The organism is Mesorhizobium vachelliae, from assembly GCF_033977325.1.
GTDB lineage: Bacteria > Pseudomonadota > Alphaproteobacteria > Rhizobiales > Rhizobiaceae > Mesorhizobium > Mesorhizobium vachelliae.
Genome location: NZ_JAVIIR010000011.1, coordinates 219,137 through 244,063, shown reverse-complemented (window position 1 = coordinate 244,063; position 24,927 = coordinate 219,137). Strand labels below are relative to the sequence as shown.

The 24,927-nt window shown below is 58.5% G+C and carries 24 protein-coding genes and 1 pseudogene; 2 read left to right on the top strand and 23 right to left on the bottom strand.

Features of this window, described 5'->3' with window-relative positions; all coding sequences use genetic code 11:
* From RFM41_RS23150 to RFM41_RS23095, 13 genes and pseudogenes are all read right to left on the bottom strand, one after another.
* On the bottom strand, positions 1-2,348 hold a 2,348-nt coding region (locus RFM41_RS23150; RefSeq protein ID WP_320319299.1), incomplete at its 3' end, for a hypothetical protein.
* Positions 2,349-2,653: 305 nt separating this feature from the next.
* A pseudogene (locus tag RFM41_RS34195) lies at positions 2,654-2,930 on the bottom strand (IS21 family transposase); the annotation flags it as partial.
* A gap of 325 nt (positions 2,931-3,255) precedes the next feature.
* On the bottom strand, positions 3,256-4,290 hold the full coding sequence (locus RFM41_RS23145) for an EscU/YscU/HrcU family type III secretion system export apparatus switch protein (protein WP_320228529.1): 1,035 nt from the start codon (positions 4,288-4,290) through the stop codon (positions 3,256-3,258).
* Positions 4,287-5,108: a type III secretion system export apparatus subunit SctT gene (gene sctT / locus RFM41_RS23140; protein ID WP_320223469.1), complete on the bottom strand. Its 822-nt coding sequence runs from the start codon at positions 5,106-5,108 to the stop codon at positions 4,287-4,289. Before sctT ends, RFM41_RS23145 begins: the two co-directional genes overlap by 4 nt.
* Positions 5,109-5,116: 8 nt before the next feature.
* Positions 5,117-5,392 carry an EscS/YscS/HrcS family type III secretion system export apparatus protein gene (locus RFM41_RS23135; RefSeq protein ID WP_320216873.1) on the bottom strand — a complete coding sequence of 92 codons (276 nt, stop codon included), beginning with the start codon at positions 5,390-5,392 and terminating at the stop codon, positions 5,117-5,119.
* A gap of 2 nt (positions 5,393-5,394) precedes the next feature.
* Positions 5,395-6,060, bottom strand: coding sequence for a type III secretion system export apparatus subunit SctR (gene sctR / locus RFM41_RS23130; protein WP_320223464.1), 666 nt, complete (start codon positions 6,058-6,060; stop codon positions 5,395-5,397).
* Positions 6,053-7,132 carry a type III secretion system cytoplasmic ring protein SctQ gene (gene sctQ / locus RFM41_RS23125; RefSeq protein ID WP_320251058.1) on the bottom strand — a complete coding sequence of 360 codons (1,080 nt, stop codon included), beginning with the start codon at positions 7,130-7,132 and terminating at the stop codon, positions 6,053-6,055. The genes sctR and sctQ overlap by 8 nt, the downstream gene beginning before the upstream one ends.
* A gap of 28 nt (positions 7,133-7,160) precedes the next feature.
* The gene (locus RFM41_RS23120) at positions 7,161-7,694 is read right to left on the bottom strand and encodes a hypothetical protein (protein WP_320216876.1); all 534 of its coding nucleotides are present in this window, start codon (positions 7,692-7,694) and stop codon (positions 7,161-7,163) included.
* On the bottom strand, positions 7,670-9,028 hold the full coding sequence (sctN, locus tag RFM41_RS23115) for a type III secretion system ATPase SctN (RefSeq protein WP_320223462.1): 1,359 nt from the start codon (positions 9,026-9,028) through the stop codon (positions 7,670-7,672). Before sctN ends, RFM41_RS23120 begins: the two co-directional genes overlap by 25 nt.
* A complete protein-coding gene (gene sctL / locus RFM41_RS23110) occupies positions 9,025-9,645 on the bottom strand; it encodes a type III secretion system stator protein SctL (protein ID WP_320251060.1) in 621 nt (206 codons plus the stop codon). The genes sctN and sctL overlap by 4 nt, the downstream gene beginning before the upstream one ends.
* Positions 9,642-10,262 (bottom strand): nodulation protein NolU, encoded by a 621-nt coding sequence (locus RFM41_RS23105; RefSeq protein ID WP_320223460.1) that lies wholly within the window; start codon positions 10,260-10,262, stop codon positions 9,642-9,644. Before RFM41_RS23105 ends, sctL begins: the two co-directional genes overlap by 4 nt.
* Before the next feature lie 24 nt (positions 10,263-10,286).
* Positions 10,287-11,132 (bottom strand): type III secretion system inner membrane ring lipoprotein SctJ, encoded by an 846-nt coding sequence (gene sctJ / locus RFM41_RS23100; RefSeq protein WP_320216880.1) that lies wholly within the window; start codon positions 11,130-11,132, stop codon positions 10,287-10,289.
* Positions 11,133-11,141: 9 nt separating this feature from the next.
* A complete protein-coding gene (locus tag RFM41_RS23095) occupies positions 11,142-11,660 on the bottom strand; it encodes a nodulation protein NolB (protein WP_320251063.1) in 519 nt (172 codons plus the stop codon).
* Positions 11,661-11,841: 181 nt separating this feature from the next.
* Between RFM41_RS23095 and RFM41_RS23090 the strand changes: the two genes are divergently transcribed.
* Together RFM41_RS23090 and RFM41_RS23085 are read left to right on the top strand one after the other, a co-directional pair.
* The gene (locus RFM41_RS23090) at positions 11,842-12,546 is read left to right on the top strand and encodes a nodulation protein NolW (RefSeq protein WP_320251065.1); all 705 of its coding nucleotides are present in this window, start codon (positions 11,842-11,844) and stop codon (positions 12,544-12,546) included.
* A 251-nt stretch (positions 12,547-12,797) separates the two neighbouring features.
* Positions 12,798-14,711 (top strand): HrpF/NolX family T3SS translocon protein, encoded by a 1,914-nt coding sequence (locus tag RFM41_RS23085; RefSeq protein ID WP_320251067.1) that lies wholly within the window; start codon positions 12,798-12,800, stop codon positions 14,709-14,711.
* 742 nt (positions 14,712-15,453) lie between these two features.
* On the opposite strand, the gene RFM41_RS23080 is transcribed toward RFM41_RS23085, so the two are convergent.
* The 10 genes from RFM41_RS23080 to RFM41_RS23035 all read right to left on the bottom strand — a co-directional run bounded on the left by RFM41_RS23080 (position 15,454) and on the right by RFM41_RS23035 (position 24,870).
* On the bottom strand, positions 15,454-16,032 hold the full coding sequence (locus RFM41_RS23080) for a CpaD family pilus assembly lipoprotein (protein WP_320223456.1): 579 nt from the start codon (positions 16,030-16,032) through the stop codon (positions 15,454-15,456).
* Between the two features lie 8 nt (positions 16,033-16,040).
* The gene (locus RFM41_RS23075; protein WP_430681819.1) at positions 16,041-17,486 is read right to left on the bottom strand and encodes a type II and III secretion system protein family protein; all 1,446 of its coding nucleotides are present in this window, start codon (positions 17,484-17,486) and stop codon (positions 16,041-16,043) included.
* Positions 17,487-17,515: 29 nt separating this feature from the next.
* Positions 17,516-18,202 carry a winged helix-turn-helix domain-containing protein gene (locus RFM41_RS23070; protein ID WP_320251069.1) on the bottom strand — a complete coding sequence of 229 codons (687 nt, stop codon included), beginning with the start codon at positions 18,200-18,202 and terminating at the stop codon, positions 17,516-17,518.
* Between the two features lie 4 nt (positions 18,203-18,206).
* The gene (locus tag RFM41_RS23065) at positions 18,207-18,464 is read right to left on the bottom strand and encodes a hypothetical protein (protein ID WP_320216886.1); all 258 of its coding nucleotides are present in this window, start codon (positions 18,462-18,464) and stop codon (positions 18,207-18,209) included.
* 914 nt (positions 18,465-19,378) lie between these two features.
* Positions 19,379-20,413 carry a proline racemase family protein gene (locus RFM41_RS23060; protein WP_320251070.1) on the bottom strand — a complete coding sequence of 345 codons (1,035 nt, stop codon included), beginning with the start codon at positions 20,411-20,413 and terminating at the stop codon, positions 19,379-19,381.
* Between the two features lie 149 nt (positions 20,414-20,562).
* Positions 20,563-21,822, bottom strand: a complete 1,260-nt coding sequence (locus tag RFM41_RS23055; protein ID WP_320236363.1) for an NAD(P)/FAD-dependent oxidoreductase — start codon at positions 21,820-21,822, stop codon at positions 20,563-20,565.
* A gap of 6 nt (positions 21,823-21,828) precedes the next feature.
* Positions 21,829-22,704 carry a dihydrodipicolinate synthase family protein gene (locus RFM41_RS23050; RefSeq protein WP_320216889.1) on the bottom strand — a complete coding sequence of 292 codons (876 nt, stop codon included), beginning with the start codon at positions 22,702-22,704 and terminating at the stop codon, positions 21,829-21,831.
* A gap of 33 nt (positions 22,705-22,737) precedes the next feature.
* Positions 22,738-23,406 carry an amino acid ABC transporter permease gene (locus RFM41_RS23045; protein ID WP_320236362.1) on the bottom strand — a complete coding sequence of 223 codons (669 nt, stop codon included), beginning with the start codon at positions 23,404-23,406 and terminating at the stop codon, positions 22,738-22,740.
* 9 nt (positions 23,407-23,415) lie between these two features.
* Positions 23,416-24,084: an amino acid ABC transporter permease gene (locus RFM41_RS23040; protein ID WP_320236361.1), complete on the bottom strand. Its 669-nt coding sequence runs from the start codon at positions 24,082-24,084 to the stop codon at positions 23,416-23,418.
* 9 nt (positions 24,085-24,093) lie between these two features.
* A complete protein-coding gene (locus tag RFM41_RS23035; protein ID WP_320216892.1) occupies positions 24,094-24,870 on the bottom strand; it encodes an amino acid ABC transporter ATP-binding protein in 777 nt (258 codons plus the stop codon).
* Between the last annotated feature and the right edge of the window lie 57 nt (positions 24,871-24,927).

Below are 24,927 nucleotides of genomic sequence, written 5' to 3'. Positions count from 1 at the left end.
GACGAGGGCGTGGAGGACTGCATCTGCGTGGTGAGCCAATCCCAAGCCCCCTCGAACGGAGTATGCGGAGCTGAGGAAAACTCTTGAAACGAGCTGGCCTGCTGGGCGCCTGCGAAGGCCGAGGACGAGCTAGGCTGCGCAAGGTCTTTTTGAATGAGGTCTCGCAGCTGGTTCCAAGACGGGTCGGCTGGAGGCAGGGGGAAAGGCGACAAGGAAGCGGTTTGCGCCGCCGCTTTGTGTGCGCGGCCTTCATCCTGGCGCCAACCCGCCTGCCCGTTGGCGGCCAAGTGCAGGACCTCGTTTGCTGCGGACATCTGTCGAAATCTCTGAAAGAAGCTCCACGCGCTGCGGAACCCACGTGATTCGTTCTTCTTGTACTCTTCAACCGCACGGTTCAGCACCGCAGGTTCAATCCGGGCAACACCCTTACCAAAGTTCTCAGTGAGCCAATCATTGAAACGCAGCAAAACAGGTCGATAATTCCTAATCGTTCTCCCGTAATATCCTTTACTGGCGGCTTCGTTACAGGCAGCCTCAATCACTCTGGTGTCTTCGGTGACAGGACGATGGTCTTTGGTGACAGGACGATGGTCTTTAACTGTCACCCGCTGTTCGGCCTTGGTCTGCCGGAGCCTTCTCAACGCTGGTGTTATACGCCAGGCCTCGCGGCCCGCATAGGCTTTCGCCAGCGCGTCCAACTCCGGACTTTCAAGCCGGTCGGCGATTTGCGTCCGGTGGTTCTGCGCAAGCCATTTGCTGAACTTACGCAGCGCCACGATGTCGGTCTTCACCGTGTGTGAGTTTATTTTGTCGGCGGTAGCTTTTGCCTCGTAGGTGGCAAAGAGTTCCTCATCGTCCCTGCTACTAGGTTTCCGAGCGACGGTCATCCGCTCTCCGGCAGATGCTTGCCGGATTCTAATCAACGCAAGGTTGATGTGACGGAGTAGTATGGGATCGCTGCCCGCGAAGTCCCTAGCCAGGCTGTCCAATTGCCGATCCTGAATCCTGCCACTGATTTGGCTCTGGTGGTTCTTTGCAAGCCATGCGCTGAACTTACGCAGCGCCGCTAAGTCGGTCTTCACCGCGGTTACGTTGCCGGCTGTGGCCTTTGTGTGGTAGTCGGCGAAGACCTCGTCATCCTGCGTGACCGGTCGAGCGCCCCGAGCAACGGTCACCCGCTTTCCGGCAGATGCTTGCCGGAGTCTGGTCAACGCAAAGTTGATTTGACGCAGTAGTAGGGGATCGTTGCCCGCGTAGTCCCTAGCCAGGCTGTCCAATTGCTGATCCTGTATCCTGCCGCGGATTTGGCTCTGGTGGTTCTTTGCAAGCCATGCGCTGAACTTACGCAGCGTCGCCAAGTCGGTCTTCACCGTGGTTTCGCTCACTTTGTCGGTTGTGGCTTTTGTGTGGTAGTCAGCGAAGACCTCGTCATCCTCCGTGCTAGGTCGATTCCGGCCAACTATCACCTGCCCTTCGGCCTGGGCCTGTCGGAGCCTGCCCAATGCTGAGTTGATTTGACCAAGTAATTTGGTATCGCCGGCCGCGCAGAGCTTCACTAGGCTGTCCAGTTGCCGATCGTGAATCCGGCCGGCGATTTGGCTCTGGTGGTCCTTGGCAAGGCGCACACTGAACTTCCGCAACGCCGCTATGTCTTTCGAAATCCTGTTCTGGCTGATTCGATTTCCCTTGGCCGTAGCCAGCCTGCGGTACGTGTTAAAAAGCAGCTCGTCTGGGTGGCGGCGTTCTCGCTTACGCAGCAGTGCAGTTCGCTGCAGGAGGACAGCTTGGTAGCGCGCCTCGGTCGGCTCTGTGGGAGGTGCGCTGATTGGACCGCCCGGTTGATTGGCCGGAGGCTGCCCTAAACCTGCCCGGGGAGCGCGAGGTAGGGGGGTGTGGGGAGCGCTTCTCAAAGGGACGCCTGGGAGGTTGACCGGCGGTGGCAGGGAAGCCAAATCTTGCAGGCAAGCGCCTCCAATCGCTGGGTCGCTTGCAGATACCGACACAGCATGGCCGCCGAACTGCGGAAGCTCCTCCTGATCGACGTTTGGGGTAGGCGAGTTGGTCACGCTATCAATTCCCTGCCAAAACTTCGCCGAAGCGAAACTTTCAGCCGGTAAGCGGGCACCGCGATCGGCGGCTGCAAGAATCTCGTCGTGGTAGACACTTGGCGCAGGCGAGTGGGGCGGTGGACCCGGGGTTGGATTGACCGGCCGAGGCACGCTTCCTTGTAGCTCGTTCAGTCGCTGCTCAAAACTCCTCTGCTCGACCTGGTGCTGTTGCAACCCTGCTTCATCTCTTCGGGCGGGATCTGAGGCGGGGGACGCACCGATATTGTCGAAGAGATCCATCCTACTTCCTTTGCAGTTCCGAGCACTTCAAGCGGTTCTATCTCTACGGTGCTTGGCTTTCGACAATCTGACGGAGGCAGCAATGCAATGGAAGCCATCGTCATTCGGGCGCACGAGTTTTGAGATGGACCGTGGTGGGACTTTTCATGAAACGAGAGGAGTCAATTTCTCATTTCGCCCGACACCTCCGGTTCGATCGGAGACATTTGCGCATGTTGGTTTTGGAGACAATTGCAAGATGCGCCGGCTGCCGCTGGCCCACGGAGGTCGATCGGTCGATCATGGCGACCTGCCGACGGCAGCTACGCCAGGAACCAGCGCTGTGCAATTTGTACCGCAACTGTCTCGGCCTCTGCCCAGAGTACCGCGTTCCGTAACGGCTCGCCATCTCTGCATAGGTTCTGTTGAGACCGGGGTCGCAGTGCCCTGAGAGGCATAATATAACCAGGGACCAGGAACTTCGGCACGCCACCCAGAAGAGGTTCGTGTGCACGCCGATCCGGTCGGGCAGGCTCTCGCTCGGGCAACGGTTCGGAAGACAGTGTAGTTTGAGGCGTCCATCGCTGCCACGAGCAGCGAGAGGCGGTGGCGCGGTGGAGCTTGAGGTGACCGAGCATGCGCTCGATCCGGTTACACTGTTTGGCCGGATCGATTTTTCCGCAGGTAGACAGGTGATCAGAAAGCAGCGAATGGCGCCTGTCAACACACACGCAAGGCAAGTGGCACATGACTTGTGACGGCGGACCGAGCGCGCTGAGTAGTAAAGGTAGTCCCGATGGTAGCGAACATTGCGATAATTCTCCAAAACATGCGAGGTCGGCCGGACACATAGACGGTTCTGGATTGCCCATGGCCCATAGCGGCACAGTAGCCTGCGCAATAACAGAAACCGATTTTGTATACTCGTCTAGACTAACCCAGCGGCATGGAGTGCTCTAGCAACTGGCTCGAAATACTGCATAGGAACAGGTTTTCCTAACTTGGTTGTTTGGATGAGCTGACGCGCTAGGCCATCATCGTCGACAATACTTAGACGTAGCGCCTGCGCCGCTCCGAAGATAGGTGAAACGGCCTCGCCCTCGCCGCGGCAAACCAAGACCGGCACCCCAGTCTCGCCCCTCACGTAACGCAGACCGACCAATATCGCCCGCCCTCTCAAGATCAATGTGGCGTGATGCACGCCAAGCGGAGGTTCGCTAGCCATCTCTTGACGTAGGCGACGTTGTTCATGCTTCAACTCTGGCGTACCTTCTTGTTCCTTCCTTTCGCGCTTGACCTCGGTCTCAGTCATTCGCATGTCGCGCAAAAACAACCAGCGTTGGAGCAGGAGATCGATCAAGCCGCCGACCAGAAGTGCACCGGCACCAATCCCGACCAGCAGTTTCACCTCCGTAAAGACGAAGCCGAGGCACGAAATGCCGCAGACCGGCAGATAGACCATCGTTTTCCACATGCCCAGAATAGAAAAAAGAAAGATAGCGCCGAGGACTAATAGCTTCACCAGCGCCTTGCCAAGGTCGGTTAAGGAGCGCACCGTCACGATGCGCTTCAGTCCCTGAAAAGGATTGATTTTTTCAAACTTGGGCGCCATCGGCTCGAACGAGAAGAGTAGTCCACCGTTAGAGATGAACGCGGCCGAGACCGCCGCGGCGGCTACAGTTCCAAGCAGCGGGCCGACTGTCGTCACGGTGAGTTCGGTCAAGAGAATTAGCGCTTGCCCGACAGCGATATTGAAAGGCAGATCCTGCAGCTTGTCGGTCAATAATACCGCTTCGATGCATTTGTCTTCGATCGCGCTAGCTCTTAACCACAGATAGCCGAGACCGGCGCAGGTGCCGACGGCGCGGACGAAATCGGTGTTGCGCGCAATCTGCCCCTTCTTGCGTGCTTCGCTTAGCTTCTTGTGAGTGCCCGGGTGTTTCTTCTCTTCGCTCGTGCTCATTTCAGCATCTTTTCGAACGCCTCGAGCCCGCCTTTGGCCTGTGCGATATCTGACGCCATGGCGTCGATGAGATACGCAGTGTACGTGACCATAATGATCGGAAAGCCGATATTTTTGATTGTCGGGGAAAGACGGTTCGACTTGAGTTGCGGGGCAAAGCGGGTAAGGATCATTATCGAAATGTCAACTAGCAACAGAAAGGCCACGACAGGCCCGGAGACTAGTAAACTCGTCACCATAATCCGGTCGAGGAGGGCGATTAATTCCATTGCCCCTTGTGAGGTCAGCGTGGGGTAAAATTGATATACGGGCCAGATCGAGTAGCTGCCATAAAGGCCGCCGATCATGATCTCCAGACCTTCCGATGCGACGAAGATCGTGATCGCTGTGATTCCGAGAAAAAGTCCCATCGCGGATGCCTGAGTGTTCGTCGCGGGGTCTACCGGACCGACTTGGCTGGTGATGCCGCGCTGGGTGTCGACAAGCTCACCGGCCGCCTGGAGGCTCCATATCGGGATTCCGAGCGGAATCCCAAGTAGCAGCCCGACAAAAATCTCCTTCAAACCGAGCAGTGTCACTTGGATGAAACGGGTATCAGTATCGAGCAGCTGTAACCCGTCTCTGATGGGTGCCAAGCACGGTAGCCCGAACGCGACAGCAAGGCATGTTCTGATCAGCCCGCCAATTTGAGACCGCGTAAATACTGGCAGGACCAGCATAATGCCGACAGCGCGAGCCGCAGCAAGACCGGCGGCGATGATGAGTTCGATGGCCGCATGGATGAGCATTTGGGCGTCGGTGGGTGACCAACCAGACATCATGAAGGCTAGTAACTCGGTATAATCGCGGGAAACTGGGAGAACACGTAATCGGCTTGCTCGATGAGCGGAGCGCTTAGCACAGGAGCAAACAGAACAATGATCGCAACAACGACCAATAGTTTCACTGTCAGGTGCAAGGTTTCGTCCTGAATCTGTGTTGCCGCCTGGATAATGCCGATGCCCAGGCCGACAACCACAGCGGCAATGAGTGGCGGCAGAACCCAAATCATGAAAACGATTAAGGTTTGGCTCATTTGGGCTACAATGCTGGCCTCATCCATGCTCAACCTCCCGGTGTTGTATAACTCAACACAAGCCCGTGCATTAGTCGGGACCAACCATCAATAGTAACAAATAGAAATAGTTTGAAAGGGACAGCTATCATTGTGGGTGATACCATTGACATGCCCATCGCCATCAAAATCGTGGTTACGATGAGATCGATGCAGATAAACGGAAGATAAAGAAGAAAGCCAATTTCGAAGGCACGCTTGAGTTCTGAAATTAGAAAGGATGGTACGAGAATGGCGAAATCATCAGGTGTCGTCCTGGCGCGCATTTCCTCTGGCCAGACTTGTTTGGTCGACGATAGGAAAAATCGACGCTGCTCTTCGCTTGTGAACTTCTTGAGATAGCCACGCAAAGGCTCTCGTCCCTCTTCAGCAGCGGTAACCCAATCGTCGAAGGTCTGATAGTGGAGTTTCGGGTCCGTGACGCGCGCATAGGTCTGCTCGATAACAGGCGCGCTAACGAAAACGGTGAGAATTAATGCCGTCGCGTAAAGAACTATATTGGGGGGTATCGTCTGCGTCCCGAGCGCGTTGCGGACGAGGAAGAGAACCACAGATATCTTTATAAAGGCGGTGGTTGTGACGACTGTGAGCAGCAGCAGACCCAGCCCAGCCGTAACCGCAAGAAGCGCCAGAATCCCGGGTTGGATCTCACTCATTGCATGCCAACCCGCCACGTAGCCTGATGCCAAGCTCGTCGCCGATGCGCACGATGTCGCCACGGCCGATACGCCGGCCGTTGGCAACTATATCGATCGGACCGTCGACCGGCCGACCAAGTTCGAAGATATGCCCTTCGCCGGCACTCCTCAGTTCCCCTAGCGGCATCAGCCAGCGGCCGCATTCAAAAACCAGAGTGATTTCGATATCGTCGAGCTCGGCATCCGATGGCCCTTGCTGCAATTCCGGTTCTGTCATGATGTGCGCACTCTCCAAGGGGCATGGTTGCGGGCGGAAAGGCCCCCGCTGGATCAGGCGGTCGTCCGCAACATCTGCCACGGCCCAGAGCCGGCCCGCAGAGAGGATGATCTGATCGCGGTGGAACGGTAATACGTCTGGTATCAAAGCATCACCGGCAGATGTTTTGCGAATAAGCGCCGCCGGAACGCAAAGCGAGCCGATCTTTCCTGCAACCAGGACCGGGAGCTCTGCGGGTAATTCGCACGGTTGTGGCGGCAACTGTCGAAGCAGATCTCCCAGGGCGTGGAACGCGAACGGCACCGGGCCATCTAGAGGCGAGAATAGGCACAGACGAGCTTTGCCGTTGATCGGGCCGCAGGCGACGTCATATTCGAGATAGGGAGGTGGCATGGTGGTTTCGCGCAGCTGAGCCAGTTGCACGTCCTGCCGTGTCTGAGCCTCGAGTCGAGCGAGAAGCGGCTCAAGTGCGAGTTCGAGAACCATTGAACCGGTTGGCTCGGAAGGCAAGCCAATGCCGCTCTGCACGGTCGAGATGAGCCTCTCTATCAGTGCACGGGAGATCGACAAGACGATCGTCTCATCTCCGAGCCGCCAAATGCACTCGAGCATCGGAATGGGAAGCGATTCCGGCTGCCAGACAAGCCGTCCTATTCGCACCGATAGCGGCTCGTCGCCAAGTCGGCACTGAAAAGGCGTGCGGGGGTGTGCGCACTCGTTGAGCCACGAGACGACGTCGTGGGACAGACTTAGCTTTGGCTTCAGTGAATCGTGTGTGCTCAAAGTGTTTTCGGCTCTACAAGACGGCACCATTGCGACACGACAAGAATGCTAGCGGTCATCAGATTGACTTGCCCGCCACATCGGTGAGCGAGACACTCGCGTACCGAAGCAGGATCTCATCCTCGGCCTCCGTCTCGGCTGCGGTCTGAGAGTGGATATCGACGCCGCGCCGGACGTCGTCCTCAATTTGTTGCCACTTGTGCCTTGCCGCCGAACAGCTGATCCAGTGCGACCTTGCCTCAGACGCCGCTGTCTCGGTCTGTTCCTGAGCGATGCAGGCATTATCAAGCGTCTTGCGCCTCGAGGCGACCTCAGCCTCAAGGCGCTCTATGTGGAGATGGCCTTGGTCGAGCGTCTGGATGGACAAGGCATCAAGCGATGCAAACCGTTGGTAAAGCTCCATTTCCGCCCTTGCGCAGTGTTGTTGTGCGATTGCAAGCTCGCGGGAAGCATGCTGTGCGGCCTCGGCCGCTAGGTGGGCCTTAGCTTCCTTTTTGGACAGCTCACGAAGGGCGCTACGCTCTCGCATATCCTTCAAAAGCCGCAAGCTCGTAGCGTGGAGACAATTCATGCGGTCAGCTGCAACATCCATGCGAAGGTTTCCTCAAAGTCGCTCGCCTCGTCTTCTCCCTGACGCAAAAATTCCTGCAGGTCGCCGATCGAGTCGATAGCCCTGTCAGTAAGCGGATCGTTGCCTTGCTTGTATTCGCCGACCTTGACCAAAAACTCGGACTCGGCATAGCGCGAGAGGAGATCACGGAACGTCGATGCCGCCTTGCGATGTGCCATAGACACGACCGCATCCATTACGCGGCTGCGACTTTGCAGCACATCGATCGCGGGGAAATGGGATCGCGCAGCGATCGTGCGTGAGAGGACGACATGGCCATCGAGAATGCCGCGCGATTCTTCTGCGATGGGATCCCCCACGCCGTCACCTTCGACAAGCACTGTATAGAAGGCCGTAATTGAGCCACGCTCGCCCATGCCCGCGCGCTCCAGCAGGCCTGGCAGCATGGCAAACACGGAAGGCGGAAAGCCTCGCCGGGTCGGCGGCTCGCCCGCAGCAAGTCCGATTTCGCGCATGGCCCGGCAAAAGCGCGTCAAGGAATCCATCATCAGAACGACGCGTTGTCCTTGTTCGCGAAAATGTTCGGCAAGTGCGCTTGCCATGTGAGCACATTGCGCCCGCTCCATTGCCGAGCGGTCGGATGTTTCGACCACAACGATCGTACGACGAAGAGCCGCTTCCCCAAGGTGTCGCTCAACGAATTCGCGCACTTCCCGCCCGCGCTCGCCAATGAGGGCAACTATGTTAACGTCGGCGGCCGCGCCCTTTATGATCTGCGATAGTAACGTTGACTTGCCGCAACCAGGCTCTCCATAGATCCCGATCCGCTGGCCTTCGCCGCATGTCAGGAGACCATCCAAGGCGCGGATGCCAAGTGGGAATGGTCGCTCGATCATGCGCCTTGTCATGGGGTTGGGCGCCTTGCCCCGAAGCGGGCGCGTTTGGCCGGCTTTGAGAGCGCCTTTGCCGTCGAGGGGACGGCCAAAGCTGTCGATCACGCGGCCAAGCAAATCGGGGCCGACTGGCACTTCATGCATTCGACCGCTAGCAACCACTTCTGCGCGACTGGACAGGCCCACCATGTCACCGATCGGGGTGAGCAGCACGCCATTTTGAAGGAAACCGATCACCTCGGCTTCGAGAGAGCGTCCGGTGCGCGGATCCTGCAACAGACAAAGTTCCCCAATTCGAGCATCCGGCAACACGGCATGGAGCACCGTACCGACGGCCCTAGTTAGGCGTCCGCGCACGACACGCGTGTCGATATGCTTTGCGGTCGATCTCAGAGACGAGAGCGCCGCATCCATTGTCCTGTCTACAGCCGGACTGCCGCGTTGTGGTAGCAGTTCGGTCATAGCTCGCCTTGTTCAGCATGCAATCCAAAGCCGAGGCGCAGCGCCCGCAATTGCGCATCAAGTCCAAGATCGACATTGCCATAGTCGCTCCACAGCACGCATTGCTGCGGCGACAGCGCCGGATCCGGATCAACTCGAACTTTCGGCCGGCCTTCCCGTCCATCGTACGCAGCGAACTCGCCTGCGACGGCATCGGCTTGCGTGGGACACACCTTAAGGCGGACTTCCGCGCCGCCTTTCCGTTCGATCGCGTGGCGAACGGCGCTCACCAACAGCTCACCGGGGTCAAAAGCGCCCAGCAGGTCGCTTACGATCTGCATGACGAGTTGTGGCAATTGCTGCTCCAGGGCTGCCTTTTGGCGTGCCGCTTCAGAGACGGACTGCGCAATTAGCCGTGCCATTTCCTCAGCGCCACGATTCATCCCCTCACTACGTCCGCGCTCCCGTTCCCGCTGATAAGCTATGCGGGCCCAGCGGCGAACCCGCAGCAGATACCGTTCCGCCGCCGCGCGCGCCTCAAAGGCATTGTGCCAGATTTCGAGCTCACTGGCCGGGACCAGCGGCCCGACGGGGCGCATCCGCGGAGCGACCGGCGCTACGATATCGTCGAGCGTCATATCGCCGGGACCTCCGTCCTCAGATACGACAGCACAAGCGAAAACAATTGGTCTGCGGCATCGCGGTGTTCGGTCGCAGGATTCTCGGCCGCGGTCCCGACGGGCAAGCGTAGGAACACCCGGTGGCGGTCGAGCAAAGAATGCTCATCGAGCCAAACCCCAAGACAGGCTAATCCATCGTGTTCAATCCGTTGGGCGAGTTTTTCCGGATCCGCGATCAAGCTGGTTGAGATCGCCTGCGCCTGGTGTCGGATGCCAAACGTATGCGCTTCAGCGCCGATACGTTCGATCAGAACGGCAAGTTCAGACTTGGAAACCAGCTTCAGCAGCGAACGGGCATGCCAGATACTACCGGCAAACACAGCAGCTTGGCGCGGATCATGCCCATGCAGAAGGTCCGGCCCCCAGCCGCTTCCATTCAGGTCCATTCCATCGTCGAGGAGTAATTTTGCCAGTCTTGGCTGCAGTCTTTGGTTGTTCTGCAACCGCACCAACGTCGCAGCCGACAAAGCCGGGTCAAGGCGTGCAGCAAGGCGGGTCGGATGAGTTGAAGCGGCAAGCTCGCCCAGGACCGTAAAAGGCAATTTGAAGGAGTCATCGTGTTTGAAGGTTTGCATCCGTATTTGCACTGGGAATACCTCCTATGCGGCATCGCCGATGGTCTTTTTACGAGCGGCCCCGATTGCTGAAACACCCGAGCGCCCCTCGATCCTGGTTCGTTGCGATTGCTGCCTCCGCCCATAGACAAGAGAACTGGCCAAGTAGGACAGCACCGCGAATACTGCCACGGCGAGACCCACAATGACCGCCAGAAGTGGCACCGGAATTGATTTAGCTGCTTGGGTCAAGGCAGGCCGTTGCTCAACTGCCGGCCGTTCCGCCGGCACGAATACGACCTCTACCTTGTCGTAGGATAAGCCTTGGATGCTGTTTGCAACGAGCATCTTTATCTGCGGCAGCAGAGCCGAGACATTTATGTTGGCATCGTGCCGGACGAATACCGAGGCCGAGGATGGTGTGGCGCGCTCCCGCAACAGGTCGTTGTCAGGCAAAACAACATGGACACGTGCTGAGAAAACGCCGTCGATTTCGCTAATGGTATGCGACAATTCTTCGTTTAACGCATAGACGTAACGCGCGCGCTCCTCGGTCGGCGAGGCAATCAGGCCCGATCCTTGGAATATTTCGCCGAGATTCTTGAAAACCTGACGCGGCAGCCCCTGCGCATTCAACAGGTTGATTGAGAAGGCAACCTGCTCATTTTCGACCTGGATCGTGCTGGTCCCATCCTTGGCGGCGACGCGGACCGCATCCACGCCGTTGTCAAGCAAAAGCGCGAGCATCTCATTGGCATCGCGTTCCTGCAATTTTGTGTAGAGGTCGTCCTTGCAACCGCTCAGAACCAAGAGCAGCGGCAAAACATAATGACACGATCGCCGACCAGCCGGGCGGCGATCAATGCCTTCGCCGTGCGGTGACGCGATCATGCGCCTCGTTCATCCTTGTTTTATTAGCGTATTCACGGATGACGTAGCGCCGCTGATACTCTTGGTGACAAGGGAAACCTCAGTGACGGCGCTGTATACTTCCCGCAGACCGGCAATCATCGCTTCGTAATTCTCCCTTCCTGGCGGAGCGCCTGACATGCGCATTCCCGACCCTGCTTGGGAAGGAGACTGCTCCACCGGCCCGAGTAGGACGTCCTTCACAAGGGGTACCTCTTGGTCGGGCGTGGCAGGTGCCACGGCGTTGTCCCTATACAGCGATGAAAGGGTCTGGAGCACGCGGTCGCCCAATGGGCTCGTCTCGCTTGTCGCGCGCGGAACCTCCAGGACTGGAGCAACAGGCCCCGCCCCCGCCCCCGCCGTCGCCGACGGGCCATCGTTTTTAATCGAGGCGACCGCCTCTACAAGTGCGCACTCAAACTGGGCCTGCTCGCCGCATGCTGACGTTGGCCCTACCCTAGACAGGTTGTCGGCAAAATTGGCAGAGATGGACGTAACACCAGTTGTCATGCAAAGACTCAGTTGTTCTGTTTGAAGTGTGTGATGAGTTGATCGCTCATCACCCGCTATCGAGCTTCTCTCCTAGGGAGGCGAACTGACGACAAGCTGACGAACTGGCCACGAAGCGTCATTTAAAGGCCACGTTCGGCGTCCAGGTCAGCACGAATTTCAGCTTTCGATTGGGGACAAGATGCCGGGAAAGTTAATCCAGTCTACCATTCTCCACATTGGGATGAGAGTTCTCTTTCTCGGGGTTCTTCTCTCCACCGGCATTTATGCGACGCTGGCGGCCCCTCTGTCGCTGCCGTCGACGCCTTATAGGTATACAGTTCTGGATCAGGACCTGTCTGCCGCTTTGCGAGAATTCGGCAACAACCTCAATGTCGACGTCGACGTCAGCTCCGAGGTAAAGGGGCGCATCCGCGGGCGTATGCCGAGTATGTCGCCGCGCGCGTTTCTGGACCGCTTGACCGACCTCTACGATCTCCAATGGTATTATGATGGGCTTGTGCTCCACGTATCTGCTGCGAAAGAAGCGCAGACTCGTATGCTGGTTTTGACTTCGGTCCGCTTCGAGGTGTTCAAGGCGGCCCTTGATGAGCTTGGAATTTCCGACGAGCGCTACGTAGTGAGACCGGCACCGGGAAAGGGCCTGGTCATGGTTTCCGGCCCACCCCGCTTCATTGTGCTTGTGGAGCAGACGTACAACGGTCTCGTAGCCGAGGCACAGGCGCGACCTCACGACACCGGGACGCCTCCAAAGGAGACGGAACTGATGTTGTTTCGTGGCTCCTCGACCGTGGTCGTTCGCGATGGGCGACCGGAAGGTCCGTTCTCTTCCGAAGTGCCGCATCAGGACAGCGTCGTCCGTGAGCCTGCACAGAGCCAGAGATGACAATTGAGGATACACCGCAGCTTCCCGCATGAAGCAACACGGCGGCCATACGCTAGCAATCGCGCGTCCTTCCGCACTCGTCAGCTGTTCGACAGCTGAAGCTTGTAATCGGTGTTGTCGCTGACGAGGAACTAAGAATCGGCAGCATTGATAGCCACGCGTTAGTCATGCGGCCGGCGTTCGTCGGGAACGACAGTGGCACCAGGTGACGCAATTGTGGCGGCTTTTGATCTCAACTGTGAGGATGCACGATGTCGCTTAACCTTTTGGCAGCAAATAGCTCCACCCCCGCCCCCTCCCCACAGGCCTGCTCGGGCCCGGAACCTTCTCCACAAATTGTCGCCCAGACCGGGCAAGGCGCGTTTCTGCCCTTCCAGGCGATGCTGTCCAGTTGCTCGCCGCAGGAAAACGCTCCCGATTCCTTCGCGCAACTGGGCCTGCCGCCAGCGAATTTGAAGTCGGCCATGGACGAATTCCAGCAGCACCCGCTGGACGAACTGTCGCCAGATGTGAAGTCATCGCTGCAAGCCTTGCGACAGCACCCGCTCGAGCTCATGCCACCCGCTCTGAGGGAGGCATTGAAATCAATGGATCAAGCCCTCCCTGCAGTCGCTTCGCCTCCCATCGCGCCACCTCCCATCGCGCCGGCGCCGATAGCGGGCACGCGGATCACGTGGTGTGGCGGCAAGCTGACTGAGCCAGAGCTGCAGATTGTAGCGGTGCTGAACCGCCATAAGGACAAATGCCCGCTCAGTTGGGATTCGCTGAGCGAGCTAGCCAATGATCCGTCCACGCCGCCGGATCTTAAGGCTGCAATCGAAAGCTTGCAGCAGGACCCGGAGCTCTTTTATGCCATCGGCTCGCAGGGTGATGGCCGCTGCGGCGGCAAGATCAAGGCAAAGGATTTGTCCGGGTTCTCAGACCTTCACCCACAAGTCGCCGCCTTCCAGGACCAGCAGGCACGAAGCTACGAGCAGAACTACATCCCATCCGACGGATCTGGAAATGGTCAGCCGACGGTCATGACCTTGAACGATGCAGTGCGCGAGCTTTACCGGTACTCCGACAACCTACCCGAGAACCTGAGCTTGGCTGATTTCCGGCAGATCGTTGACGGCACAGCAAAAACCGGCAAATGCCCGCCCCAAGTCACTGCGGCCGCCCAATACTTCCTCACCCACCCGGATTCCTGGAAGCAGTTATACGGTGGCTCGATCGATAAGGTCCACAAATACGACTTCCTGCAAGTCGCTTCATCGTCGATGAGCCTCACGCAACCCGAGCTGAACACGCTCGATATGATTAACCGCAATCAGCAAGCCTTTTTTGGTAGCGGTGTCCTGACCCGGGACAAACTGGCGAAGATGGCGGACGACAAGAGTCTCAGTCCAAAGGTACGACAAGCGGCGTCGCAGCTGCTGTCAGATCCCTTATTGTTCGGTTTGCTGAACAATTCAATTACGGGCTATAAGACCCATCATCGGTTCTTCGATTTTGGCGGCGGACATACTGTCGATTCCGGCAACATCAGCAACCGGGACTTCGCCAAATTTTATGACGATATGACCGTTGCGAACCGCACGGTTCAGCAGGCGAAGGCCCATGTTCCCAAGACCGCGGCAGATCAGGACGCGGTCGCGGATATGAAGATGGGTGTGGCGGACCAGCCCGATACCAAGTCTGCCAAGAAGAATGGCGGGGCTTTTATGCACACCATCGACGGCGTGCTCAAAGTGGGTTCCAAAGTTTTTGATTGGGCCGCGACGGCTGTGGGCCTCCTCAGCTTCGTTCCGGGCCTGGGTCAAATCGCCGATGCCGTTTCAATGGCGCTCGAGGGGGCGTCGCAAGCAGGGAAACTCATTCATACCGCTATTAGTGGAGGCAACATTAAGAAGGCATTGGCCGAAGCAGGGCTCGATATCGCTGCTCAGGCTGTAGGCCTTGTCGCTGGCCCCGAGGTCAAACTCGCGATTCGCAACGGGCTCGCGAAGGCGGCGCTGGAAGAGGCCTTTACGGCCGGCGTCAACCTACCGGTCGAAGCCGCCAAATCCTACGCGGAGAATTATCTAACCGATCTGAAGGCAAGCCTTGAGGCTGGCCCCATGCAAGCGGCAGGCGTTCCCGACTTTGTAGGTATGGCGACGCTGGCTCAACGCGTGGCCTGACAAATCAATCCGCGTCTCCTTCGGCGCGGATTGGCCTATCCTGCCAATCAGCGGCTGTACAAACTTTGTCGCTTGATTGGTGGGCTAGGTGGCGACAGGGTGAACCCTTGGACGTGACAGATCGTGCATTGCATCGTCGGCGCGCCATCCAAAAACGATTTTCGTGAATCCTTCTGACAACAGTTCCGCGGGTCGATCGCCGACGCGGAGCGTAGCTCTACTCGATCCGGTGCCTGAGAGTAGCCTGGCAGGAAGGCGAAGTCTGTCCGACTGCGATAGCGCCCCCCAATGAATGCGCGGCTGTCTTTAGACTGATCTTCCGACGACCATTGCCATTTGCAGGCGTGGATTGACGAGGAGGAGTTGTCGAACAACGCGCGAACTCCTCGAGCGTCAGAGCCGGAGCACCATAGTTATCCCGATCACCTTCTGCACGTGGTACAGGCGGATCGAAAATGTGACACAGGACAGGAGGTATTTCACGGCGGCGGCGTGAGAAGTCGATCAGTAATTCCAACGAATGCTTCATCCCAGGGCAAACCAGGCAACATTCTGACGACGCTCCGAAGGGCTTTTGGGGAGAGGTTCCTCAAGTCTGATCGCCTAAATTTAATCGCCGCCCGGCATAGCCCGTTGCGTAATGCCTCCATCGATACCGTTGGCACCCAGCGACCATTCCTGCCCTTGCGCAACCGCCGTCATGCGTTGCCTGGCGGCGTATGTGCCATGGCCCCAATTGCTGTTACTTTCCCTGTTCTGCGCTGCTGGTCTTGCCCGTCTCGAAGGTCCTGTATTTGGCAACCGGGATAGCCGCGCGATCACCGAGACTTGGCCTGACAGCGTTGTTGTCGATCAAGTCGCGCGGATCGTTGACCATGACCGCCAAATTGCGGCGAGTCGAGCAGCCAAGCGTCCGGTCGAAGGAACTGTCATTGGCTAAAGGACCGGAAAATGGCGGACAGTCAGGAGGGAGGCTGTCGTAGACAATCGCCTCTATTCGCGCTGCAGAACGGTGGTGCTGTTCAAAGAGGCGGATGTTGTAGCCGTCAACTCCCATCTCCATCACCTGACTGGCGATCTGTGCGCCGAGCCAGGGCGGGCCGCTGATAAAAAGATGGACGGCATCGCTCCGGCCACGGCTGGCACTCGCAATGAAATTACGCAAACGCTGCCGTTCGACAGCGCGAAGGCTCTGCAAGAACAAGACCTTGTTCTCCTGCCGGACAATGATTTCGGTCGATGACTCAACCGGCGAGGAGCTTGTGCAGCCACTCACGCTTGCGCTCAGAGCGACCAGGAGGCTTGTGATCCGCATCATCATGGGCGTTACTATTCGATGATGAAGCCATCCAGGGCGCCTGAGCCGCCGGTAGCGTGGTCTTGCGGCGGATTTTCCGATGAATTCATCGGAGTGGCCTCCACGTCGGAAGCTGAGCCGAGGCGATCGGTGGGTGCGCTCATCTGCTTGGGATTTGATCCAGGCCTCACGATGTAAGGTGTGACTATGATAACCAGTTCCGTCTCCTCCTTTTGAAATGATGACGAACGGAACAGCGCGCCGAGGATCGGCAAGTCGCCCAGCCAAGGGAAGGCGCGAATATCAGTATTGACGCTACGCCTGATCAGCCCACCGATTGCAAAGCTTTGACCGCTGCCGAGCTCAACGGCGGTCTCGGCACGCCGGGTGGAGATGGCAGGCACGGAAATACCGTTGATTTGGACGGCACCTTGTGTCGACAGCTCACTGGCTTCCGACTTCACGCGAATATTGATCTGCTCGTTGTTGAGAACGGTTGGCACGAACTCCAGGCCGACGCCGAAGTGACGGAATTCAACCGAGACTTGCCCACTCCCCTGCACGACCGGAATGGGAAATTCACCGCCGGCCAGGAAGTTGGCGGATTCACCGGACATCGCGGTGAGATTCGGCTCAGCTAAGACAGAAGCGACATGCTCCTTTGCAAGCGCGTCGAGAACCGCGCCAAGGCTGACATTGCCATCATTGTACGCGACGCCGGCCGTACCGCCGCCGCTCGCCGCACCAGAACCGGCACCTTTGCCGCTGGCCAAACCCACTGTCAGATTGCCGATCTTGCCGAAAGCGGACAGGTTGATACCGAGTTCCTTCATGGCGCTACGGGAGACTTCAGCTACGCGCACACTCAGATTGACCTGCAACGACCCAGCGACTTGAATCTCATTGACGACCTGCGCACCGTCACCGAGAAATTGCTCAGTGACTTTCGTTGCGGTGTCGACGACTTGGGCATTGGGCGCTGTCCCGCTAAGGATCGCGCCGCGCGGCGTATAGCTGACGTGGATTGGATAGTCGCCGACCCGAGTCCTCAACATGGCGCGCAGATCCTCGATGGGTTCAGTGACAACAATATGCAATTGCGCGAGAGCCTCCCCGTTGGCGTCCAAAGCGAATAGGCTGGTCCGCCCGGATTTCTTGCCAAAGACGAAGACAGTCTTATTCGAGGGTGCCTGAAAATCTGCGATCGTCGGATCGGCAATAAAGATGCTGGCGGCTGGTGCGGACAAATGAATTGTCTTGCCAAGCGAAGAGGAAAGATTCAGCGTGCCGTTGATGCTATTGGCAGTGGCACGCGGTGCGCCTTCGTACCGCTTGTTTTGGGCCGTAGCAGAAAATGGGAAAAACAGAATGAGCGCGCAAAGAAGATAGGCCGAGCAAGGAGAAACCATAGTTCTCAAACCGCCAATGACGGTCGACCGACGATTGGTGGCAGGATGGCCAATAGGAACGACTTTCAAGACAATCTTCGCTTTCAAATGCGACCAGCTTAGGCAGATGGTGCGTCAGTCAATTCAAGGATGTAGCCAATGCCACGCGCTGTGTTGATTCGCAGCGTTGCCCCTGACTGACTCAGATTTTTGCGCAAACGATAGATGCCGACTTCGAGCGCGTTGGCCGAAACTTCATCGTCGAACGCATAGAGGCTATCTTCTAGCTGCGCGCGGGGAACAGTGCGGCCTGCGCGGTTGAGTAGATGCTCGAGAATACACAGTTCGCGGCGTGCTATCTTTACTGCCTGGCCCTCAACGAAAACTTGTCGGCCGATCGGATCGAATTGCAGGTTGCCAAATGCAAGGGTGGGGTCGGCAATTTGTGTTGAACGCCGCAGAATGGCTCGCATTCTGGCGATGAGCTCTTCGGTGCAGAAGGGCTTACGCAGGAAATCGTCCGCACCACCGTTGAAAATCGCGATCCGTTTTTCGAGATCGTCGACACTGCTCATGATGAGGGCAGGAACCGAATGCCCGTTGCTCCTTAACTGTGCCAGCCAGGGCAAGCTATCACCGTCCGGCATGACCAACTCCAACAGGAGAATGTGATAGCTCGCGCAACAAAATGCAGTGGATGCCTCGTCCAGGGTACGAGCCACGTCAACGGCGAAACCGCAATCCTCGAGCGCCCCCTGTATCGTGCGTGTAAGGTGGGCATGATGGTCAATGAGCAGCGTTCGCATTTCATCACCAATCAAGCACGTCAAAACATGGGTCCCGAATAGTGCGCGGTTTGTCGTGGCCGTCGGATAGAGGGTAGTCAACGCCCTCTTGTCCGAAGATCTGGTCTCTCCTTGCGCCGTAAATGACCTCACCGGACGGGATGGACTCGTGGCCGCCGCGACCGTCGATCCAGTCAACGCCCTGAGGCTGCTCGATCAGATCGTCGCTCTCACTGCTGAAGAAGGTATCGGGTCCGGTCATACCGCGAAGAGCGTTTGCCATCGGACATACTCCTGATGATGGCCCCCATGGTACTTTTTACACTTTACTTTGGATTCTTGAAAATCGATTGCTTGGATAATGTTCATCCACGTTACGGATGGATCACATTTCGCCCTTCCACTTTGCACTTTGTGTGATCTCATGAATTCCATGTAGCTATAACTTCGAATTTTGAGGCTAACCGGGGCAGACGCGACCTGTGAAGCACTGGATCAAAATAAGCCTGCCGCCAGTCCCCTTTCAATCGGCGGGTCCTGCCGGGTTCGCGGATTGACACGCATTTGTAACCGGCCATATTGACGGCCCAATTCTCGATCGGGGGTTCAGGTCCTGAAGGCCGCAGAATCTGCAACCGAGCAGTAGCTTCATGAGGTGGTCGTGGCCACGAGCCGGTTGAGTTTCTCAGCGCAAGAGTCACCCGAACGCGAACTCGGCCTACCTGAACGCGCTGCGCGCCTTCGAGGCCAGACAGAGACGATATTGTTGTTCGAGGTGTGGCGCCAAAGGTGGACGCTTCGGATTGGCAGCGCCGACGCAGTCGGTGATCGGCGGCGCTGATATGGCTGCAAGGGGCGCGCGCTGCCTTGCTCGCGCCGTAGGGCATTGGCATCCCCGCGATGGACGGCGCGGCTCGCCATATTGACGGTGCGTCGCCCGCCGTTGTCTTGAAGTGCTGGATAGCTTCCTTCCGAGATCGGCGGCGGCAAAAAAGCTGAAACTCCTTGTGCCAAGCCGATTTCCAGCGGCGCCAGCGCGCCAGCAGCGCTTCGGCGCTTAGCCTATGCGACCGTACTAAGCGATGGGACGGGCTCGTTCCGCGGTAAATTTTCGACGATTACCGCGCCGATATCGCCGGATTCCGCCATAACGAGAACAGTCTAGGTCGCCAATCAGCTTGCCCATCCTTGTCTCACTTACGTCAACAGATCGACCTGGGGTCCCCAAGTGTCGGAGAGCACAAAGCCGACAGGGAATGGTTCGTCGTGCGCAATCCGCAACTCCGAACGCCCGAAGACATAACCACGACCTGTGACGCGCGGCAGCACGGCCTTGCGGCCGCCGATTTCCGCTTCGCCTATCGCCTCGGCCGTGAACTCGCCGCCGATGATGGACCGAGAGATGCGGGCATCGCCGACTTTCACCAGGCCGCGTGCAAAAAGCGCCGCGAGGTTGGCGGAACTTCCGGTACCGCATGGCGAGCGGTCCACCCGGCCCGGCGGCAGCGTCGTGCAGGTACGCACCGCGCCATCGGGCTCGTGATCGCGGAACATGACGTAGGCAATCTCGTCGACACCCGAGAGCGTGGGATGGCTCACCGTCACCTGCTCCGCGAGCAGGCGCTTGAGCTCGATACCTGCTTCGGCGAGCCCGCGCGCGTTGGATGGCTTGATGGAAAGCCCGATCTGGCCCACGTCAACCAGAGCATAGTAGACGCCGCCGAACGCGACATCGACCTTGATCTTGCCCCATTGCGGCGTGTCGATTGCGTGGTCAAGCAGCTCCGCGAAGCTCGGCACGTTGTCGAGGCTGACGGACAGGCAGCGTCCGTTATCGCAGCGCGCCCGCGCCACGATGAGGCCAGCAGGCGTGTCCAGCCGCACGACCGTCTCGGGCTCGTGCATGGCGACGCATCCGCTTTCGAGAATCGCCGTGACGACGCAAATGCAGTTGCTGCCAGACATGGGATGAGCCTTGTCTGCCTGCAACACGATGAAGCCGGCATCCGCATCGGCTCGGGTCGGCGCGACCAGTAGGTTCACCGACATGGCCACATTCGCGCGCGGTTCTCTGGTGACGATGCGACGCAGGCTGTCATCCACGGCGTTGATGTGGTTCATCTTGTCGAGCATGGTACTGCCCGGGATTTGCGGCGCGCCGCCGGTCAGCACATGACCGACCTCGCCCTGGCAATGGACGAGCAAAAGGTCGAGGGATTTTTCGAAGCGCATGTGCCGGCTCCTACCAGGCCCAGGGGTCGTCGGTGACGTATTTCGTGATGAGCTGAGTGCTGCCGCCCTTCACGGGCTGAACCCATTTGCATCGATATAGAGTTGGCTTCGCATGGTCCGTCCCTTCCTGTCGAGCATCGCGGCGCTTTCTAGAAGCGGTCGACGCGATAGGGATTCATATCGATGGGCGGCTTGGCGCCTGTCACGAGATCGGCCATCAGCCGGCCGGTGGTCGCCGCATACGTCAGTCCCAAATGCCCGTGCCCGGTTGCATAGAAAACATTGTGATGCTTCGCGGAAGGTCCCATGACTGGTACCGTGTCGGGCAAAGCAGGGCGGTGCCCCATCCATTCGCTGGCCTCGTCGACCGTCAGGTCCGGCAAGGCTTCCTTCGCCCGCTTCACCAGCACCTTGGCACGGCGATAGTCTGGCGGAGCTTCGAGGCCCGCCATTTCCACCGTGCCGCCGACGCGTATGCCACCGGCCGTAGGCGTCACCATGAAGGCTCGGGCTGGCCAGATGATCGAGTGGCGCATCGAAATGCCAGGGGCCATGATCTGCGTGGAATAGCCGCGCTCGGTCTCGAGGGGAATCGGTTCGCCCAGCTTGGTGGAGAAGCCGGCAGTATAGGCCCCGGCGGCAAGCACGACGCGATCGGCCTCGAGGCGTCGTCCGTCCTTGAGCCGCAGCGCGGAAATCCCTGTCTCACTTTGCTCGAAGGCCACCACATCGCCTCGCACGATCGTGCCGCCGAGCGCCTGGAACGCCTCGAGCAGCGCTACGACGAGCTTGTACGGATCCGATATCGAACGGTTGTCGGGGAAAAGGACTGCCTTGCCGATCTTGCTCGCAAGTGCCGGTTCCAGTTCGCGGATTGCATAGCCATGGAGCACCTGGTGGCGCAAACCGAAGCGCTCGAGGATCTTAATATGCTCGCGGTCGGCGCGAAATTCCGCCTCGTCGGCATAAAGGCTAAGGCAACCCTCGGCACTCAGCATGTGCTGCAGCCCGGTCTCGCTCAGAAGCGCTGCCAGGTCTTCGTGTACGCGCCCGCAGAGCGCGGCACCGGCGGCTTCCAGTTCGCGCAGCTTCGACGGCCAGCTGGCTGCGAGAAAGCGCAGGAACCACGGTACCAGCCTCGGCATGTAGGCGGGGCGGATTCGCATCGGGCCTTCCCGATCGAGCAGCCATTTCGGCATTTGCGCCCAGACGCTGGGTCGCGATGCCGGCATGAACTCGGTCACCGCGATGCTCGCCATGTTGCCGAAGGATGCACCCCTGCCCGGCTGATTTCGATCAATCAGAACGACGGTCTCGCCGCGTCGCTGCAACGTGTAGGCTATCGTGGTGCCGATTATGCCGGCGCCAACGACCACGGTCTTTGAGTTCGGTTGTTGCGATCGAGCCATGCTAGATCAACCCAGGACGGGAGCCATGGCCTTCGCGAAGGCCACCTTTTCTTCCTCGTTCAATGGCAGCAGCGGTCCGCGACCATTACCGACCGGGGTTCCGGCCAACTCACAACCATACTTCACCTTTTGCACGAACTTGCCGCTCTCCAGGCTCGACATGGCTCCGTAGATCACCTGCATCTTGTCGCGAGCACCGATCCAGTCACCGGACTCGATCGTCTTCACGAGGTCCACACAGGCCTTGGCCATGCAATTCGCGGGGCCGCAAATCCAGGAAGTTGCGCCCCAGAGATAGAAGTCCAGCGTCTGGTCGTCCGAACCGTTGGTGACCTGGTAGCGGTCGCCAAAGCGCGAGCGGATGTCGATGGCGCGCAGCAAGTTGCCGCTGGACTCCTTGATGCCGATGATGCGCGGCTCGTCGACGAATGCGTCCAGCACCTCAAGCCCTACTTCGACGCCCACCTTGGGCGGATAATTGTAGACTACGATTTCAACGTCTACGGCATCCAGCACCGCGCGATAGTGCGAGATGAGCTCGTTCGGCGCCGGCGTTGCATAGTATGGCGCCGAAAGCAGCACGGTGCCGTAGCCAAGCGCGCGCGCACGTATGGTGTGCTCGATTACTTCCCAGGTTGACCCAGCATTCGTTCCGGCAATCAGAAGTTCGTCCTTGTTGGCGAACTCGGCCACGAACTTCAGGACTGAAGCACGCTCGTCCGCCGTCATTGCGTTGTATTCGCCTGTCGATCCACAGGGCACCCAACCCGATACTCCGTCGGCGCGCAGCTTGGTCAGAAGCTTCTCGAACGCCTTGAAATCGATCTTTCCTGCGGCATCAAATGGCGTCACCAGGGCCGGCATCACACCTTTTAGCTTCATAATCTTCTCCTTTGTCTTTGTGGATCGCGCGGTTCAGACCGCTAGTTTCTGGAGGATGCGCCTCTCGATCACAGTCACCGCCCTGGTCAGTGGGAACGCGATGACGAAGTAGATCAGAGCGACGACCGTCAGGACCTCGACCGGACGCGCCGTGTTGTTGGAAATGTTCGAGCCGATGAACATCAGGTCGGCCATGCCAACCGCCGACACGAGTGCGCTTTCCTTGAAGAGGCTCACGCAATTCGACAGCAAGGTGGGGATGGCGCGCAGCAAGGCCTGGGGAAGCACGACACTCGTGATCTGCGTCCACCGTGGCAAGCCGAGTGCCACGCAAGCATCGTACTGCTCCCGTCCGATCGATTTAAGGGACGCCCGGAATGTCTCGCTGGTGATTGCCCCCATATAGAGCGTGAGAGCGATGACCCCGGACGCGAAATTCGAGAGTTCGATGCCGAGCAGCAACGGCAGGCAGAAGAAAATCCAGAAAAGCTGAATCAGGACCGGAGTGCCTCGGAAGAACTCGACATAGACACTCGACAAATTGCGAAGCACAAGATTTGTGGATGTCCTCGCCAGCCCGACCGCAAATCCGATTGAGCAGCCCAGGACGACGCAGATCAAAGTGAGTTCCAGCGTGGTGGAGAGGCCTTGCAGGAGGGCATCGCGGAACCGAAGGACGACAGTGAAATCGAGAGAGTCCATGGCCATCTCCTATCCGGCAACCGCCAAGCGGCGACGCTCGAGATAGTCGACGAGCTGGGTCACCGGGAACGAGACGGCGAAATAAATCAGCGCCGCCACTGAGAAGGTCTCGATTGGACGATATGTTTGGGTCGCGAGAGATTTTGCCTGATACATCAGGTCCTGGACGGCCACGATCGCCACTAGCGCGCTCTGCTGGAAGATCACTATGCCGTTGGTCAGCAAAACGGGGATCGAGGCCCGAAAGGCAGTCGGCAGGACGATGTAGAGGATGCGCTGAACAGGGTTCAGCCCAAGCGCGATGCCAGCGTCGAGCTGCTCGCGCGGAACGGCCTGGATGGAAGCACGGTAGGCTTCCGCGTTGAACGCGGCGAGGTTGAACCCCAAAGCCAATATGCCCATGGTGATGGAGCCCAGAAACACGTTGAACAGCATTGGCACGCAGTAAAAGAACCAGATGATCTGGACGAGCGCAGGCGTGCAGCGGAAAAACTCCACGAAAAGGGTCACGGGCAGCCGCATCAAACGCCAGGGGCTCATCAAGAGCAACGCGAGCACAAAGCCTAGGGTGAGGCCGATCGCATTCGCGGCTACCGTAAGCTGGAGAGTCACCGCGAGACCGTCGAAAAGTGGACCAAGATTGCGCGTGACGGACTGGAAATCGAAACTGTAATTCATCGCGCTGCCTCACTGCCGAATGTGGAAGACGCGGTCGATGAAGTCCCGGGTTCTCTCCTCTTTGGGCGAGCCGAGCACCTGCTCGGGCGGACCGTCCTCGACGATTACGCCACCCGCACAGAACAACACCCGCGAGGCGATGTTTTTGGCAAACCACATGTCGTGCGTGACAATCATCATCGGCATGTCTTGCTTGGCGAGCTGAAGAATGACCTGCTCGACCTCGCCGACGAGTTCCGGATCAAGGGCCGAAGTCACCTCGTCGAAAAGCATCAGCTTGGGATCAAGCATGAGCGCGCGAGCAATGGCGACACGCTGCTTCTGGCCCCCCGACAGCTGGGAGGGATAGGCGGCCAGTTTTTCGCCAAGACCGAACCGGGAAAGCAGAGCGGCCGCTCTTTCGGATGCCTTGGCCTTCTTCTCGCCGCGGACCTTGCACGGGGCAAGGATCAGGTTCTGCATCACGTTCAGATGAGGGAACAGCGTGTAGTGCTGGAAGACCATTCCGATCGAGCGTCGCACCGCGATATCGATAACGGTGCGCGCCGGGGTCGCACCCGCCCGAATGTATGGCTTGCCGGCTAGAGTGACCGATCCGCCGTTGATGGTTTCCAAGCCCATCATGACCCTGAGCAGCGTGCTTTTGCCGCCGCCGCTGGGACCGATCACGACCAGCCTCTCGCCCGGTTTCATGGTTAGATCGATGCCCTTGAGAACTTTGAGGGCTCCATAGCTCTTTTGGAGCCCGCTCGCGCTGACAAGTGGAGCTGCCGGCTGATCGCGCATGGCGGACACCCTCATTCGTTTCGAGTTTCGTGAATAGCAATGAGGGCCGGACAATCC

Bases quoted from the DNA above. Each gene is read 5' to 3' on its own strand.
- RFM41_RS23145 (WP_320228529.1), bottom strand. From the start codon at position 4,290: ATGAGCACGAGCGAAGAGAAGAAACACCCGGGCACTCACAAGAAGCTA.
- sctT (WP_320223469.1), bottom strand. From the start codon at position 5,108: ATGTCTGGTTGGTCACCCACCGACGCCCAAATGCTCATCCATGCGGCC.
- RFM41_RS23135 (WP_320216873.1), bottom strand. From the start codon at position 5,392: ATGGATGAGGCCAGCATTGTAGCCCAAATGAGCCAAACCTTAATCGTT.
- sctR (WP_320223464.1), bottom strand. From the start codon at position 6,060: ATGAGTGAGATCCAACCCGGGATTCTGGCGCTTCTTGCGGTTACGGCT.
- sctQ (WP_320251058.1), bottom strand. From the start codon at position 7,132: ATGGTGCCGTCTTGTAGAGCCGAAAACACTTTGAGCACACACGATTCA.
- RFM41_RS23120 (WP_320216876.1), bottom strand. From the start codon at position 7,694: ATGGATGTTGCAGCTGACCGCATGAATTGTCTCCACGCTACGAGCTTG.
- sctN (WP_320223462.1), bottom strand. From the start codon at position 9,028: ATGACCGAACTGCTACCACAACGCGGCAGTCCGGCTGTAGACAGGACA.
- sctL (WP_320251060.1), bottom strand. From the start codon at position 9,645: ATGACGCTCGACGATATCGTAGCGCCGGTCGCTCCGCGGATGCGCCCC.
- RFM41_RS23105 (WP_320223460.1), bottom strand. From the start codon at position 10,262: ATGCAAACCTTCAAACACGATGACTCCTTCAAATTGCCTTTTACGGTC.
- sctJ (WP_320216880.1), bottom strand. From the start codon at position 11,132: ATGATCGCGTCACCGCACGGCGAAGGCATTGATCGCCGCCCGGCTGGT.
- RFM41_RS23095 (WP_320251063.1), bottom strand. From the start codon at position 11,660: ATGACAACTGGTGTTACGTCCATCTCTGCCAATTTTGCCGACAACCTG.
- RFM41_RS23090 (WP_320251065.1), top strand. From the start codon at position 11,842: ATGCCGGGAAAGTTAATCCAGTCTACCATTCTCCACATTGGGATGAGA.
- RFM41_RS23085 (WP_320251067.1), top strand. From the start codon at position 12,798: ATGTCGCTTAACCTTTTGGCAGCAAATAGCTCCACCCCCGCCCCCTCC.
- RFM41_RS23080 (WP_320223456.1), bottom strand. From the start codon at position 16,032: ATGATGATGCGGATCACAAGCCTCCTGGTCGCTCTGAGCGCAAGCGTG.
- RFM41_RS23070 (WP_320251069.1), bottom strand. From the start codon at position 18,202: ATGCGAACGCTGCTCATTGACCATCATGCCCACCTTACACGCACGATA.
- RFM41_RS23065 (WP_320216886.1), bottom strand. From the start codon at position 18,464: ATGGCAAACGCTCTTCGCGGTATGACCGGACCCGATACCTTCTTCAGC.
- RFM41_RS23060 (WP_320251070.1), bottom strand. From the start codon at position 20,413: ATGCGCTTCGAAAAATCCCTCGACCTTTTGCTCGTCCATTGCCAGGGC.
- RFM41_RS23055 (WP_320236363.1), bottom strand. From the start codon at position 21,822: ATGGCTCGATCGCAACAACCGAACTCAAAGACCGTGGTCGTTGGCGCC.
- RFM41_RS23050 (WP_320216889.1), bottom strand. From the start codon at position 22,704: ATGAAGCTAAAAGGTGTGATGCCGGCCCTGGTGACGCCATTTGATGCC.
- RFM41_RS23045 (WP_320236362.1), bottom strand. From the start codon at position 23,406: ATGGACTCTCTCGATTTCACTGTCGTCCTTCGGTTCCGCGATGCCCTC.
- RFM41_RS23040 (WP_320236361.1), bottom strand. From the start codon at position 24,084: ATGAATTACAGTTTCGATTTCCAGTCCGTCACGCGCAATCTTGGTCCA.
- RFM41_RS23035 (WP_320216892.1), bottom strand. From the start codon at position 24,870: ATGCGCGATCAGCCGGCAGCTCCACTTGTCAGCGCGAGCGGGCTCCAA.